Source organism: Flavobacterium rhamnosiphilum (assembly GCF_004349195.1).
Classification (GTDB): Bacteria; Bacteroidota; Bacteroidia; order Flavobacteriales; family Flavobacteriaceae; genus Flavobacterium; species Flavobacterium rhamnosiphilum.
In genome coordinates, this window is record NZ_SMLG01000012.1 from 1 (window position 1) to 16,821 (window position 16,821).

The following is a 16,821-nucleotide window of genomic DNA, read 5'->3' on the forward strand; positions in this document are numbered from 1 at the left end:
AGTGCGAGCATCTTGCTCGTACCCACAAACAAGCTAAAACACAAGAAACTACAACCCTAAAAGTTGTCGTTTTTTGTTAAAAAAAGGCATTTACGGTTTCCCGTAAAATCCCTGAATCAAAAGGAGTTACTTTGGGAGGATAATCCAAAATAGAATGTTTTTTATCAGTATTTTCGGTATTAATTTATATATTTGAAAATAAATAAACACTGACGTTTATCAGACAAAACGCCCCAATTTAGAGGTAATAAGTCGGACATCGTTAGACTTATTTATGCAAGTTGGCACAAATATTAAGAAAACCAGTAGAAAAAAGAAATTTTAAATATATTTGAAAAAAAATCAATGGCGGAAACTAAATTGGCAAAACCGTTTTTAAGATGGGCTGGCGGAAAAAGATGGTTGAAAAAAGATATTGACGAGTTAGTTAACATTAATAACTACGAAAATTACCACGAGCCTTTTGTTGGTGGTGGAGCCATTTTATTTCATTTAAAACCAACTAATGCTTTTATATCAGATGCAAACAAAGAATTAATTGATACTTATCTTGCAATAAGAGAAAACCCAAATAACGTTATTGAAAATCTAAAAAAATTCAAAAAAGATAAAGAATCATATTATATAATTAGATCCCAAAATTTTGAAAACAACTTTCAAAAAGCGGCGCAATTTATATACTTAAATCAAATGTCTTTTAATGGAATTTATCGGGTAAATGCAAATGGAGGATATAATGTACCATATGGAAATAGAGAAAAATATGATTTTGATTATGTAAATATTTTATTGGTAAGTGAGTTTTTACAAAACATAACAATTCAGCATTGTGATTTTCAAGAATCCTTAAATAATGTCGGAGAAAATGATCTAGTTTTTCTAGATCCACCATATACAATTGCTCATAACTTAAATGGTTTTGTTCAGTATAATCAAAAAATATTTTCTTTAGACGATCAATATCGTCTTACAGATGCAATTGATCAAATAAAAGAAATTGGAGCTAATTATATTCTAACAAATGCAGCTCATTCAAAAGTTCGAGAAATATTTGACAAAGAAAATGATACAATACTAGAGATTTCGAGAGCTAGTGTAGTAGGTGGGAAAAATTCAATTCGGGGTCAATATTCAGAATACTTATTTACAAATTTATAGTTTATGGCATTTTTAGATCAATTTCAAATAGATACAATAAAAGGGAAAATCATTGATGATTTATCCAATTTAGGGAAAACTTACAAATCGAAAAAAGGAGATTATCAACAAATAAGTGTTGATCATTCACGTGTTGAAGATTATACAAAACAAGGTTGGGAAGAATATGCAAAACCTTTAAAAACTAAAACTTTGCTTCGCAAAGTTAAAGACCATTCTAAGAAATTTGAAGACGATGTTTGGTGCCAATTTTACGAATTAGGTTTCAGAAAAATGAATTATGATGAAAATTTAATTTTACCTTTTAGTAAAAACATTGAAGATACTAAACAAATAGATCTCATTGCAATAAATGAAGAGACTATATTCATCATTGAATGTAAATCAAGTGAAAGTTTCAAAAAAGCACCTTCATACAAAGACGAATTTGATTTATTAAGTTTAAGATTAGATGGTTTTAAAAAATCATTGCGTCAAATTTATGGTAATCATTACAAGATAAAATTCATATTTGCAACAAGGAATTTAAGATTTGATCCCGAAAGTATTGATCTATCAAGATTAAAAACAACGAATTCATTCTTTTACGACAACAACACCTATAGCTATGTAAACAGTTTAATCAAAAACTATAAATCCGCATCATTATATCAATTTTTAGGTTTAGTTTTTAAGAATGAATTAATCAATTTAGATAAAATTGAAATTCCAGCGGTAAAAGGTTTAATGGGAAATAAAAAATATTATATGTTTTCAATCGAACCTCATTTACTTTTAAAAATGGGATTTATTCTACATCGAACTAAAGCAAATGTTACAGAATTCCCCACTTACCAAAGATTATTAGTTCCAAGCAGATTAAAAGGCATTACAAAATTTATTGATGATGGAGGTTATTTCCCTAATTCAATTATTGTGAATTTTAATAGTTCTAAACATAAAGTTCAATTTGAATCTTCATCAAAGCTAGGAGATTCAAATTCTTGTTTTGGCACATTAAAAATTCCGAATTCATATGGTATTACATACATCATCGATGGACAACATAGAGTTTATGGTTATGCTGGATCAAAATTTGCTAAAAACAACACTATTCCAGTTGTAGCGTTTGATGGTCTTGAAACTATTGAACAGTTAGAAATTTTTATGGACATAAATCAAAATCAAAAAGCAGTTAGCCCAAGTTTAAGATTAGATTTAGAAGAAGATTTATATTGGGAATCAGAAAGAGCAGATTCAAGAATAAAAGCATTAAGATCATCAATTATAAAACAATTATCCAATTCCGAATCAAGTCCATTATTTAATAAAATATCTGTTGGAGAAGACAAAGCAATTCTAACTTTTAAGCCTTTTACAGCTGCTATAGCAAATTCACATCTATTGCCAAGTGCTCAAGGAAATAAATATAATGAGGGTTCTTTAATTGGTAGTCTTTACGACACAAATAACCATGATCACAATCAAGAAATGATTAAGGCAAAAAAGAAAATTGTTGAATTTATTATCCACTCTTACGACTATGTTGAACAAGAATATCCCAATATATATAATAGAGAAAAATATTTTATACTGTCAAATAGAGGAACATTTGCATTTATATCGTTAATCGGAGATTTAAATAAATTTGAGACACAAAAAGGAAATTTAAGTAAGCAATTAAATTCATCAGATAGATTTTTAATCATAAAACCTTATTTAAAAGCTTTGTTAGATGGTCTTAGTAAATTAACCAAAGAGGAGGAGGATAATCAACTTACTCTTTTAGGAGCTGGTGCAGACACAAAATGGTTACGATATTTTCAATCGATAGTAAATTCTGTTTATCCAGATTATAATCCAAGTGAATTAATTGATTGGAAAGAACGTCAAAATGAAGAATATCAAACTGATGGAAGAAAATATGTAAAAGAGATTGAACGGTTTATGAAAAAAACAATACTCACAAATCTAAAAATATTATTTGGCGATAATTGGGAATTAGAAATTGAAACTATTCAATCTGCATGTATACTTAGAGCCAACGCCGAAAACAAAAAAAACTACAAAGACGGATTATCTAAAAGAGTGGAATGGACTGAAATGTTTAATATAAATGATTACAATAAAATTATTGAAGATTATTGGTCAAAAAGACCTGAAATTAACGACAGCGACTATATAACTTTTGAAAAAACATTTTCTATCGATATAGGAGTTGGTAAGAATAAAAAAGAAGTTTTAAAATGGATATCATATTTTAATTCATATAGAAATCAATTAGCTCATGAAGGTTCTAAAGAAAAAGGTATCAATAAAAAAGAAGTGGACTTTTTAGAAAAAATACATAATCATTTCTATAAATAAAAATACTTGACAGCTCTGATAAACACAATCGTTATCGTAATTTTGTAAACCGTGCCCGTAGAAACAGGTTTTGTAATTGATCCAATAGATTGGAAATATAGAAGTGCTAGAAACTACGATAATAACGACCATTCTATTTTGAAAATCGACATGAATTAGATTGTACGTACGAGCAATATTCTCGCACGGGCATGGCATGGGACAGTAATACTATTTCGAACCTGGATAAATAATATGATTTTTATCGAACCAAACTAAATAGAAAATTCCTTTGTACAGAAAACCACAAGCTCTTGATTTTTGTTTATAATGCAAATCAAATTGATAAAGTGTGGGTAATTCTTCGTCAGCTAATTCATCTGGTTTATATGTAAGCGCTTTTTTAAAATCTTTTCGCTTAATAGAAAGTTTGTCTTTTTCAAAATCAATAGGATGAAATCTAAAATTAGGTGTTGTTCTTAATTGATTATAAGTAAATTGAGAATTAGTTTTTAAAGCTGTTAAAAAACCTAAATAATCATCAGACGTAAGTTTGTTGCAATCATAACATAATTCAGTTTGATTTAAAGAAAGGTAATCAAAAGCAAATACTGGCTTCATTTCTCTTATATCATAAAAAGATAACCCTTTTACACCTACTTTATATTTATCATTATCAAGTTTTAGTTTATCTAATTGCCCTTGAGGATTTCCAACATTGAATTTTTTTGCGCTCTTATTAGCCATTAGTTAAAGTGTCGAATAAAATTCTAACATAGACGCTTTAGAAATAATATTTGTACATCTTTCATGTGGCAAACAACCGCCTCTAGCATCTATCCAAGGTTTCTCGCTATGAGAAAGTAGTTCTAAATCAAAAGAGGATAAACTTCCGTAATTATCTAAAACAGAATAAATAAATTCAACTTTATCTTCAATTCTATTTTTAGTAATAATAGCTTCAATTTCTTTATCAACTGTTTCCTCTTCGTCATTAATAACTTTTAAGTTATTAAATCCAAATTCTTTTAGCTGGTGATAAAGTTCAGGCACAACAGGTCCATGCATCCAAGCTTGAAAGTCTTCTTCTAATAAAGGTTCTCCAAAATTAACAAGATGCCAAGCGTCAACATAAAAAAGTAACTTTTGTAACTTTTTATGCGAAACTGTGTCTCCTTTTTCATTGACATAGTGAGTAATAATATGTCCTAAATCCCATGATTTCATGTTGCAAAGGTAATTAAAAAAGCACTACTGCCAACACACGTTTTTGCGATATTGGGGTTTTAATGGGATTACCGTAAATAATAACTTTTACGTTTAACAGAAAAATGCTCAGTTTCAAAATCCCCAGCCGCTCCAAGCACCAAAATCTTACTGCAAACGATCACTTACAATACAAAAGAAGAGACTTGTTACAGTCTCTTCTTTTACTTTTTATAATAAAATTTAGCCGTTCTATTTTTTCAATAGCTTCTCTAAATATTCCATTTTTTCTTTTTCCGCTTGTAACAAACGTTCGTAAAGTTCAAGAATTTTATCCAATGGATTAATCGAACATAAGTAGTTATTGTTATTAGAACTACTATCTGTAAAAGTATTATTTATAATATTAAATACAGTTTCTTCACTGAATTGTCTTATTCCTTCTGGAGAAACGTTTAATGCTGTTGAAATTTTTTCCAAAAGTGCATCCTCAATTGTCTCACTACCTTCCATATTAGAAACCGTTTGCTGGCTAACACCAATGGCTATTGCTAGCGCTTCTTGTTTCATTCCTCGCAATTCTCTAATGCGACTGATGTTGCGTCCTATATGTTTTGGTTTTGTAGTTGTATTCATGTTTCAAAGATATTAAATCGGTGCGAATTTTTTATTGGTAAAATACCAATGATGAATTGTGTGATACAATGGTAATTGGTTCGGTACGGCTGGAACTGTTCGGACCTTGCCATGACCTAAACAAAAATACAATTTTTCAGACATTATATCAATTTAAAAAAGTAAAATTATGAAAACAATTGACAACGTAGGATTACAAACAGTTAAAAACATTATTGTTGAAAGTATAAGTATCAGCGGTATGTACTGTTTTGGAAAAAAAAAGAAAATACAATCAGTTTTAAATCCTTTTTCCGAAAACAGCTCAAAAAAGGATAAACACACGCATTTTTATTTATTGGTTTTGACAAATGAATATATCATTAATGCGGTGGCGGATATTAGCGATATCGTAAAAACAAAAACGGAAGGCCGTTATACAGTAACGCTGTTACTGCATAAAGCAAAATCGGTTCATTTTCTCACGCCACATCAATTATATTTTTACCATGAGGTTTTAACCAAAGGCTATAAAGTTTACGAACATGAAAATGTTCTTCTGAACATAGACTTTAATGAAACTCCAAAACGTAAAGTCGATTACTTGCGTTCCTATTGGAAAAACAGAATTAAAATTGCTGAAACATTTTTAAGAAGCGAGAATCAAATTGATTATACGGACACTGGATTTGTTCAGGAATCTATGATGCATATTGCTGTAGAGCAAATCTGTTTAGGGCTAATCAATGTTTTTTTAGGATATCATCCCGATCATTTTTCAATGGCTTATTTGTTTGATATCTGTGAAGTATTCACGCCACTTACTTCTGATGTATTCCCACGAACTACCTCTGAAGATAAAAAACTATTTGATTTACTAAAAGCGCACCCAAGCGCACTTCGCTGGGGTAGTACGAAAAGATCATGTTTATTAGATACAGAACTTTTAGAAAAAAGATGCAATCTTTTTCATGAAAGAGCCTGCGAACTTGTGGAAAAAGAATTAGAACGCTTGGAAAATCTTGAACCTAAAAAACAGTAGTCATGACAAGTGAAATTAAAACCCTCGAAGAATTAAAAGGAATTGCCCGGAAAAGCTTTGTAGTCCTACAACCCAATGATAGAAAGGGACAATACAATATAACGTTGCCGGTTAAAAGTTATATCGAATTGCATTTTTTCATATTAGACATTGTAAGACTTTCGTTAATAGCACTTGATGCAGAACAAGAGTCTGTGACGACTATTAAAAATCCTTGCGGTGCTATACGAGGCGTATTGGAAATTGTGCTGCGGCTTGTCCCATTAGAAGAAGCTGAATTATTGGATAAAATTCATGAAATGATTAGGAACGATGATCAAAAACAAGATGAAACTACCAACCTCAAAGAATAGAATTATGGACACAAATGAAATTAAAAAGGTAGAAAATATTAGAAAATTAAGCGTTCGGTATTTCAACACACTAAAGCCTGTTACAGATAAAACGGATATGTACACTGCTGAAATCAGAGTGCTAAATTATTGCGAACTTGCTTATGTTATTTCTAACATGCTGAAATTATGCATTCTGGCATTAGACCAAGAAGCGCCTGAAATTTCAGAGACAATCAAAAATCCATCTATTAATGTTGCGCTCGTATTGGAAATCGTGGCTCAGTTACTTCCTCTGGATGAAATTGAGTTATTGGATGAAATGCATCAAATGCTTATTACAGATTCGCAGGAACTAAATAAATTAACTACTGAAAAAGTATAGGCTTCTATTAGAGCACCATATCCTACTAGCACCCCCCTTCTGGTGCACTGCGACCGTGAAAAATGATTATTCAAATTTAAATTAAAAATCCTTAGTATGGGTGAAAAACACTTAAAACAAGTGAGAAACACTTATTTTTAATACACTTAGGTGAAAAACACTTATGAAATTTATGTTCGTTTATTCTTAAGGTTTCCGTGATCTTGTATTTGTACAACTTTTTTTGTTACTATTTTGTTTTACGAAAGTTATTTAATATTTGATAAAGCATAGATAGTATATAGATAGTATATAGATAGTGTATGGATAGTGTATGAATAAAGCATCGATAAGCATTGCTTCATTCCTTCCAATGCCTCCTGCACTACTTACACTCGTTGATAACTCCATACAATTTCTTTTCAATACCAACTTCTAAATCCCTAATTTGCGGCCTTAAATTAGAAGGAGAAAATGAAGGTCTGTATTGCCGAAAAACCAAGTGTAGCACGAGAAATCGCATCCGTTTTAGGAGCCAATACCAAACACGATGGGTATTACGAAGGCAATGGCTATGCCGTAACCTATACCTTTGGGCATTTATGCACCTTAAAAGAACCTAACGATTACAAACCCCATTGGAAAAGTTGGGATTTGAACAACCTGCCCATGCTTCCCGAAAAATTCGAAACCAAAGTGGTCGAAAATTCGGGGATTCAAAAGCAATTCAAAATCATAAAAAGTTTATTTGACAAAGCCGAGTTGGTCATCAACTGCGGGGATGCCGGGCAAGAAGGAGAACTCATTCAGCGCTGGGTCATGAATGAAGCCCAGTACAAAGGCGAGGTACAACGCTTATGGATTTCGTCCTTAACCACCGAAGCCATCAAAGAGGGTTTTGAAAATTTAAAACCATCCGCCAACTACGATAATTTATACTACGCAGGCTTTTCCAGAGCCATTGGCGACTGGTTACTCGGTATGAATGCCACCCGTTTGTACACCGTAAAACATGGTGGGTACAAACAGGTATTGTCTATTGGACGGGTGCAAACCCCTACTCTAGCCATGGTCGTTGACCGATTTAAAGAAATTGAGAATTTTAAACCTCAACCGTATTGGGAATTACAAACCTTATACAGAGAGACACTTTTCAGCTATGAGGACGGGCGCTTTTTGAAAAAGGAAGATGGCGAAATTTTGGCTGATAAAGTCAAAGAAAGTGAGTTCGAAATTGTTTCTGTTGAAAAAAAGAACGGCAATGAGTTTGCGCCTAAACTATTTGACTTAACTGGCTTACAAGTGTATTGCAATACAAAGTTTGGGTTTTCGGCAGATGAAACACTTAAAATTGTTCAGACTTTATACGAACAAAAAGTAGTCACGTATCCGAGAGTCGATACCACGTTTTTACCAAACGATATCTATCCAAAAGTACCCGGAATTCTGCAAAATTTAACCAATTATGCTGCGTTGACGCAACCTCTTTTAGAAAAAAAGATCAAAAAATCGACCAAGGTTTTCAACGATAAAAAAGTAACCGATCACCATGCGATTATCCCGACGGGCGTACAAAACAATTTGCAATACAATCAACAGCAAGTGTATGATATTATTGTAAAACGTTTTATTGCCGTGTTTTATGATGATTGTTTGGTAGCCAATACCACAGTAATAGGAAAAGCAGCCGATGTCCTGTTCAAAACCACCGGAAAAGAAATCTTAAAAAAAGGATTCCGTGTTGTTTTTGAAGACCCCAACGCCAAAGAAAAAGAGGCCGATATATTACCGAGTTTTGTTGTAGGCGAAAAAGGACCACACGAACCCTCGTTTTTAGAAAAGGAAACCAAACCACCCAATCAGTTTACGGAAGCCACTTTATTGCGCGCCATGGAAACCGCGGGCAAACAAGTCGATGATGAAGATTTACGCGAATTGATGAAAGAAAACGGTATTGGGCGCCCATCAACACGAGCCAATATTATCGAAACCCTGTTTAAACGCCAATACATCGTTCGGAACAAAAAACAGGTATTGCCAACGCCAACGGGGATCCAATTGATTGACACCATTCAGAATGAATTGGTAAAGTCGGCTGAACTTACGGGTTCCTGGGAGAAGCAGTTGAAAGATATTGAAAAAGGAACCTTTACCGCCGCTGCGTTTATTAAGAATATGAAGCGCATGGTTGAAGTCTTAGTGTATGAAGTACGAAGTGAAACCAGACGCGCCAATATCTCATATGCAGGAAATGCTCAAAAAGAAGTCGCTAAAGTAGAGAAAAAGAAAGCGGCAGGAATTTTGGCTGAAGTCTGTCCGAAATGCAAAAAAACGACGCTCATAAAAGGGAAATCCGCTTATGGATGCGGCGATTATAAAGCAGGTTGCACGTTTCTATTGCCCTATACTTTTGCAGATAAAAAAATATCCGAGAACCAATACTTGCGATTGCTTCAAAAAGGATCTACCGTAAATTTGAAAGACTTCAAAACCGATGCCGGCACTGTGGAAGGCTTGCTTCGCTTTGATGAAAATTTCAAACTTGTATTAGAACCAAAGAAAACTTTGGCGAAAATCATTCCAGACGCATTAGCCTGTCCTAAATGTCAAAAAGGAACAGTTCTTAAAGGGAAAACCGCTTATGGTTGCAGCAATTATAAATCGGGCTGTGATTTTAAAGTCACTTTTGATATGGTCAGAACGAAACTAAATGATCAAAAACCTACTAAAGAATTAGTGCATTCTATTTTGAACGAAAGTATTTAAGAACATTTAAAAAATATTTTTTTTACCACATAGAAATAAAACTTCTATCAAACTCTTTTTTAAATACTAGAATTTCTATGCCTCTATGTGGTAAAAAACTACACTCAACTGAATCTGATCACTATTTTAGCCTGATTACTTCATTATTCACAATGAACCATTAATTCGATGGGTCACTCTTTTGCATATTCCAAAACTAAAAAAGGCACACTATTCTATTTTTTCATACTTTAGCTTTTCAAAATAACATCAAAAATTTACACCAATGTTTCAAAAAACGACTCTTTTACTGCTTTTGTTAGCCATTGTTTCCTGCAAAAATTCTGATTCAAGCAAAAACGAAAAAATCAAAGCGGCAAGTTGGCTTTTGGGTAATTGGGAAAACAAATCAGCAGATGGTAATCTAACGGAAAATTGGAAAAAAGTAAACGACAGTACTTTTGAAGCACAATCCTATTATATAAAAGAGAAAGATACCTTGCATTTTGAATCTATAACATTGCAACAAAAAGGAGAAGAACTGACTTATACCGCAACTGTACAAGGACAAAATAACGATAAACCAGTGGCTTTCAAATTGACAACTGCAACCGATAAACAAGTAGCATTTGAAAATTTGAAACACGATTATCCTCAAAAAATCAGTTACAGCCAAATTACTCCTGACAGTTTGGTTGCTAAAATTTCGGGAATCCAACAAGGGAAACCAAGCTCTGAGAGTTTTTCGATGAAAAAAATCAAATAAAAGTTTAACATTTTATACTCAAATCAAAACCTTGCTCTAGAAAAGCAAGGTTTTTTTATGCTCAAAACTATGGAAATCATCTCGTTAAAATATTATTTTTAATTAGTCTAAATAATATTCGTTAAATAAAAATTAAATTTTATTTTTGTCTTATTCTTATTTATTCTAAATAAGCTTTAACTTCTTTAATTTTTAATCATGAACTATTTAAAACAACGAATACCTCAATTTATTTTTCTCGCCTGTCTATTGCTACTTTCTATAACCACCGCTTTTGCCCAAAACTCCGGTAGCATAAAAGGAACCATTTTGACTAGTGACAACAAACCCGCCGAAGGAGTTTCAGTTTCTATAAAAGGAGCGAACAAAAATACTATTGCGGATAACAATGGAATTTTTACACTAAAAAACATGCCCGAAGGAGTTCATATCCTAAAAGTTACTTTAGTTGGGTATAATGACCTGGAGCAAGAAGTAAAAATTACTACTGGAGAAGCTACTGCCGTGGCACTAAAACTTACCTTATCGAACAATGAACTCAATCAAGTGGTGGTTTTGAGTAACAAAAGTGCTTTCAAAACGAATCGTGTTTCATCTACGCTACGATTACAATCTCCTATTATAGAAATACCACAAAATATTCAGGTCATAACTGGAAAACTTATTCAAGACCAACAAATTTTCAATATGCTAGAAGGTGTGACCCGCAATGTGAGTGGCGCTACAAGAGTGGAACATTGGGATAATTATGCCAATATTACGATGAGAGGCAGTCAAGTAGCCGCTTTTAGAAACGGAATGAATGTAAGCTCAAGTTGGGGTCCGCTTACCGAGGATATGAGTATGGTAGAACGGATTGAATTTGTAAAAGGTCCTGCAGGATTTATGCTCGCAAACGGTAACCCGAGCGGTTTTTATAATGTAGTTACCAAAAAACCAAGCGGACGTACCAAAGGCGAAGCGAGTTTAACGTTGGGAAGTTTTGATATGTATAGAGGAACATTAGATTTTGATGGGAAGTTGACCAAAAATGGAAAACTATTGTACCGCATTAATGTAATGGGCGAAAAGAAACAAAGTTACCGTGATTTTGATTTTAATGACCGCTACACATTTGCTCCTGTACTTAAATATTTGGCAACCGATAAAACAGCAATTACACTGGAATACACGCAACAATTCTCTAAAGTAAATGCCGTTGGGAGTAACTATGCCTTTTCTAAAAAAGGGTACGCTGATTTGCCAAGAAACTTTACCACTTCAGAATCAAATTTAGACCCGACAAAAATGACAGAAAGAAATATTCTTGCCATTTTAGACCATAAAATAAGCGACAACTGGAAATTAACGGCTCAAACATCCTATCTTAATTACCAACAGGAAGGAATGTCATTATGGCCTGCTGGCTTTGACCCAAACAATGATGCGATTCTTAAACGTGCCGGTGGAAATTGGGATATTTTAGGAAAAATATATGTTGGACAAGCTTTTATAAATGGCGAAGCTAAAACAGGATCCGTAACCCACAAAATACTATCAGGATTGGATTTAAGTGATAAAACATTTTTTCATGACTGGTCACAAACCTTTACAATGCCTGATTTAGACATATACAATCCGGTACACGGAACACTGGCCGCCTCTCCTACTTTTGACAGAAGTAAAAGCTTGGAAGATAGAGGTGTAAAATACCAAAACAGTTACAAAGCGCTATATGTGCAGGACGAATTAGGTTTCTTTGACAATAAACTTCGATTAACATTGGCAGGAAGATACACTGTACTTAAAGCGTATAATGTTTACTCTGGGGGTACCAAAAACGAAAAATTTACGCCAAGAGTAGGTTTGAGTTATTCTATTGATAAAAACACGGCCGCCTATTTTGTGAACGATCAATCTTTTAATGAGAACTACGGTGCGGACTGGCAAGGCAAATCTTTTAAACCTGAAACTGGAGGGAATATAGAATTCGGTTTAAAAAGAGACTGGTTGAACGGAAAATGGAATTCAGTTGTTTCCGTTTACCAAATAACCAAAAACAATGTACTAACATTAGATCCTGAACATTCCAATTCTACAAACCAATTCAGTAGAGAAAGTGGACAACAAAAAACAAAAGGGTTTGAGGTAGACCTTAGAGGTGAAATTTTCAAAAACTTAGATCTTATTGTAAACTACGCTTTCACGGAAGGAAAAACAACCAAAGACACTGATCAATCGCTTGTGGGCACTCCAGTAGCAGGAACGACAAGGCATATACAAAATGCTTGGTTGAATTATAAAATAGATAGAGGGACACTAAATGGAGTTGGTTTTTCATTAGGATACCAATACCAAGTAAAGAGAGCACCTTGGTTTATTTCACCTGATAATACAGGAATGCTTCCAGACTATTTCCGATTGGACGGAGGGGTTACTTACCAAAAAAACAAAATATCAGTCAACCTTGTTGTCAATAATATCTTGAATAAATACTTGTATTCTGGAGGATATTATAGCTATAACACCATGTATTACTGGCAAACAGAAGCCGGAACCAACATGCGCTTATCTGTTGGGTATAAATTTTAGAGTTAGTTAGTTTTGTTTGTTTAACTAAACTCCTCATTTCGGTGGGGAGTTTTATCCATTTTTAATGAAAAATAATAATTTCAAAAAACTGATAGGAAAAGTACACCTATGGTTGGGTTTATCATCGGGCATAATAGTTTTTATAATTGCCATAACGGGTTGTTTGTATGCTTTTCAGGAAGAAATACAAAACAGCACTGAAGAATATCGTTTTGTAAAAGAACAGGAGGATGCTTTTTTACCTCCTTCAAAATTAGCTGCAATTGCTAAAAAAGAGCTTCCAAATAAACTACTCCATGCTGTAAAATACAACGAAAAAAATAATGCCGTAGAAGCTGAATTTTATCATTATGAACCCACGTATTACTATACGATCTTTATAAATCCTTATACAGGAAAAGTTTTGAAAACGGTAAACAATGAGGAAGGGTTCTTTCCTTTTATACTAGACGGACATTTTAACTTATGGCTTCCCCATGAAATTGGTCAAGTCGTAGTTTCCGTAGCCACCTTAATTTTTCTTGTATTATTAGTCTCGGGATTGATTCTTTGGTATCCCAAAAATAAAAATGCGGCAAAACAGCGCTTTTGGTTCAAATGGAAAAATGGCACGAAGTGGAAAAGAAAAAATTACGATTTACATAATATCACAGGTTTTTATATGCTTATAATCGGAATTATTTTTGCCATTACGGGTTTAGTATGGGGATTTCAATGGTTTGCGTATTCCTATTATAAAGTGTCCGGTGGTGAAAAATCATTGTTATATGAAGAACCGCTTTCGAAAATAAATACAACAACTAATGCAATCGCAAACCCATTGGATAAAATCTGGCATAAAATGCAAAAAGAATATCCTCAAGCGGAATCCATAGAAATACATCCGCCAGAAACAGTTGCTTCACCAATAGCCGCCAATGCTAATTTAGACAAAGGAACCTATTGGAAAATAGATTACCGTTATTTTGATCAATACAGCTTAAAAGAAATGAACGTTTCTCATTTATGGGGCAGACAGAAAGATGCCAAAATTGCCGATAACCTGATTAAAATGAATTATGACATTCACACAGGAGCCATATTAGGTTTGCCAGGCAAAATATTTGCATTTCTGACCAGCTTACTTATTGCGAGTCTTCCAATATCCGGATTCTATATTTGGTGGGGACGAAACAGAAAATCAAAGCCGAAAATTTAACATATCGACCTTAAACCAAAACCTTGCTCTAAATAAGCAAGGTTTTTTTATGGTGTTAAAATACTGTATTTCAACTGCGTAAAAAATATTTTTAAATTACTATTCATATTTAATCTAAATAAGTTTTGTTAAACCAAAATTGGATTCTATATTTGCATCGTTATTTTTAATTATTCCAAATAAACAATCATGAAATATATTTTACCGCTTTCGTTAACCTTTTTATGTAGCCTGGCTGGCTTTGCACAAACAGCAGCAAATGATACAGAAAACACAAACGCTATTGAAGCTTTCGACACTGTTTCTGACACCATAAAAAATAAAAAAGGAGGGACTCTTAAAGAAGTAATCATCACTTCTAATCATCAAAAAGCACCCGTATCTGCCTTACGTTCTGGTTTAAAACCGATGGACACTCCGCAAAGCATACAAGTAATTGGTGCTGAAATCATTGGTCAACAACAAGCAATCAGACTAAGCGATGTTATAAAAAATGTAAATGGTGTTTACGTTAGTTCAGCACGTGGTGGAGCGCAAGAATCTTTCTTCTCAAGAGGATACGACATGTCAGCCAATAATATGTTTAAAAATGGATTTCGTTTTAGCAGTGGTTCTATCCCAGAAGTTTCATCTTTAGAAAAAGTAGAAGTATTAAAAGGTAGTGCCGCTTTATTATTCGGAAATGTAGCGCCTGGCGGAATATTGAATATGGTGACAAAATCACCCTCTTTCACAAAAGGAGGAGAACTATCCATGCAAATGGGAAGTTATTCTTTTTACAAACCGTCAATTGACATTTACGGTCCATTGAATGATATTATCGCTTACCGATTTACAGGTTCTTATGAAAACTCGGAAAGCTTCAGAGATAACGTAACAAAAGAGCGTTACTATATTAACCCCTCTTTTCTTTTCAAAGTAAGCAAAAAAACAGAAATCACATTACAAGGAGATTACTTGCACGATGACTGGACACCTGATTTTGGGACTGGAATCATCGGAAAAGAAATTGTAGACCTTCCTCGAAGCACCTATTTAGGCGCAACTTGGTCTAATGGTCAAACAAAACAAGCTACTGTTTCTGCATCAGTAAAACATGATTTGAACACCAATTGGAAACTAAATTTCAATACTTCTTTTCAAGATTACAACAGAACTTCAAAAGGAACGGAACGTATTCAGCCTGCAGCAAACGGTGACTGGAAAAGACCATTGGGACAAAATAAAAACCTGGAACAAATAATTGGAGAACAATTAAGCTTACAAGGAAATTTCTCGACAGGAAAAATAAAACACCAACTATTTACAGGTGTTGATATGGAAAACTCATTTACAGAAGCTTATACTTTTACATTTGGCACACCAACTTATGGCAGCGGTAACATTTTTGATTTCGACAATTTTAATCAAGGTGGAGCTATCCCAAATGCTAATGCTACCAAAATAGTAAAAGCAGACACGAACCGTTTTGGAATCTACGCACAAGATTTAATTTCGATTACCGAAAAATTTAAAGTCTTGGCAGGAATTCGTTGGTCTTGGCAAGAAACACAAGTGGACACTTACGACTTAGTTAAAAATACAGTTACAGAAGCTCCAAAACGTAAAGATCAAGCTTTTACTCCAAAACTAGGACTTGTATTTCAACCAACCAAAGACATGTCATTGTTTGCCAGCTACTCAAACTCATTTACACCAAATACTGGAACAACAGTTGACTTAAAAGCAATTGAACCTTCAATCATAGACCAATATGAAGTTGGAGTTAAAAAAGATTTCTGGAGAGGAGTTTTGAGTACCAATGTAACTTTATATCAAATTTCAAATAGCAATTTAGCTCAAACAGCCGGATTTAAAGCAGATGGAGTTACACAAAATACAGATTCTACTGTAAAAGTTTTGAGCGGAGCAACTAAAAGCAAAGGAATAGAAATTGACATCACTGCAAAACCTACTGAAGGTTTGAATATCATAGCCGGTTACAGTTATAACGATATGCGCTACACTAAAACTTCAGGATTACACGGAAGTTTTATAGAAGGAGACCGTTTAGCAAGAACACCAGCAAACACCGCTAATTTAAGCTTTTTCTACACATTGCCTTCTGGCATCCTAAAAGGTGTTTCTTTTGGAGCAATCGGAAACTATATTGGAAAAAGAGTTGGTGGTTGGAATAATGACATTCAAATTACAGGAACTCCACCAGTTACTACCATCAGAGACAGAGAAATTCCTTTAGAAGGATACACCACAATTGATGTGTCTGCAGGTTACAACTGGAAACAATTTTCTATCTTATGTAGATTATCAAATATTACTAATGAGCTGAACTATACAGTACACGAAAATTACAGTGTAAACCCAATCGCTCCGCGTATGGTAATGACATCATTAAAATACAAGTTCTAAGACGATCAGGGCAAACACATTCAAAAACTTTTTTCTGACTGAATCAGTTATCGAAAAACAGAAAAAAGTTTTTGAATTTTTATACCCAAA

13 protein-coding genes are annotated in these 16,821 nt (G+C 33.5%); 10 read left to right on the forward strand and 3 right to left on the reverse strand.

Annotated features, from left to right (window positions below; translation table 11 throughout):
• Window positions 1-345: 345 nt before the first annotated feature.
• Both E0I26_RS13795 and E0I26_RS13800 read left to right on the forward strand, forming a co-directional pair.
• A complete protein-coding gene (locus E0I26_RS13795) occupies window positions 346-1,158 on the forward strand; it encodes a DNA adenine methylase (protein WP_131917027.1) in 813 nt (270 codons plus the stop codon).
• 3 nt (window positions 1,159-1,161) lie between these two features.
• A complete protein-coding gene (locus E0I26_RS13800; RefSeq protein ID WP_131917028.1) occupies window positions 1,162-3,504 on the forward strand; it encodes a DGQHR domain-containing protein in 2,343 nt (780 codons plus the stop codon).
• 210 nt (window positions 3,505-3,714) lie between these two features.
• Here the strand turns inward: E0I26_RS13800 and E0I26_RS13810 are convergent, their stop codons facing one another.
• From E0I26_RS13810 to E0I26_RS13820, 3 genes are all read right to left on the reverse strand, one after another.
• Window positions 3,715-4,230 carry a hypothetical protein gene (locus E0I26_RS13810; protein WP_131917029.1) on the reverse strand — a complete coding sequence of 172 codons (516 nt, stop codon included), beginning with the start codon at window positions 4,228-4,230 and terminating at the stop codon, window positions 3,715-3,717.
• 3 nt (window positions 4,231-4,233) lie between these two features.
• Entirely contained in the window at window positions 4,234-4,710 is a 477-nt protein-coding gene (locus E0I26_RS13815) for a Panacea domain-containing protein (protein WP_131917030.1), read from the reverse strand.
• A gap of 231 nt (window positions 4,711-4,941) precedes the next feature.
• The gene (locus E0I26_RS13820) at window positions 4,942-5,325 is read right to left on the reverse strand and encodes a helix-turn-helix domain-containing protein (protein ID WP_131917031.1); all 384 of its coding nucleotides are present in this window, start codon (window positions 5,323-5,325) and stop codon (window positions 4,942-4,944) included.
• 169 nt (window positions 5,326-5,494) lie between these two features.
• Between E0I26_RS13820 and E0I26_RS13825 the strand changes: the two genes are divergently transcribed.
• From E0I26_RS13825 to E0I26_RS13860, 8 genes are all read left to right on the forward strand, one after another.
• Window positions 5,495-6,346 (forward strand): hypothetical protein, encoded by an 852-nt coding sequence (locus E0I26_RS13825; RefSeq protein WP_131917032.1) that lies wholly within the window; start codon window positions 5,495-5,497, stop codon window positions 6,344-6,346.
• A 2-nt stretch (window positions 6,347-6,348) separates the two neighbouring features.
• The gene (locus E0I26_RS13830) at window positions 6,349-6,699 is read left to right on the forward strand and encodes a hypothetical protein (RefSeq protein WP_131917033.1); all 351 of its coding nucleotides are present in this window, start codon (window positions 6,349-6,351) and stop codon (window positions 6,697-6,699) included.
• Window positions 6,700-6,703: 4 nt separating this feature from the next.
• A complete protein-coding gene (locus tag E0I26_RS13835) occupies window positions 6,704-7,063 on the forward strand; it encodes a hypothetical protein (RefSeq protein WP_131917129.1) in 360 nt (119 codons plus the stop codon).
• 453 nt (window positions 7,064-7,516) lie between these two features.
• Window positions 7,517-9,808, forward strand: coding sequence for a DNA topoisomerase 3 (locus E0I26_RS13840; RefSeq protein ID WP_131917034.1), 2,292 nt, complete (start codon window positions 7,517-7,519; stop codon window positions 9,806-9,808).
• 265 nt (window positions 9,809-10,073) lie between these two features.
• Window positions 10,074-10,553: a DUF6265 family protein gene (locus E0I26_RS13845; protein ID WP_131917035.1), complete on the forward strand. Its 480-nt coding sequence runs from the start codon at window positions 10,074-10,076 to the stop codon at window positions 10,551-10,553.
• A 198-nt stretch (window positions 10,554-10,751) separates the two neighbouring features.
• A complete protein-coding gene (locus tag E0I26_RS13850) occupies window positions 10,752-13,124 on the forward strand; it encodes a TonB-dependent receptor (RefSeq protein WP_131917036.1) in 2,373 nt (790 codons plus the stop codon).
• A gap of 64 nt (window positions 13,125-13,188) precedes the next feature.
• Window positions 13,189-14,322 (forward strand): PepSY-associated TM helix domain-containing protein, encoded by a 1,134-nt coding sequence (locus E0I26_RS13855; protein WP_131917037.1) that lies wholly within the window; start codon window positions 13,189-13,191, stop codon window positions 14,320-14,322.
• A gap of 189 nt (window positions 14,323-14,511) precedes the next feature.
• Window positions 14,512-16,731, forward strand: coding sequence for a TonB-dependent siderophore receptor (locus E0I26_RS13860; RefSeq protein WP_131917038.1), 2,220 nt, complete (start codon window positions 14,512-14,514; stop codon window positions 16,729-16,731).
• Window positions 16,732-16,821 lie beyond the last annotated feature (90 nt).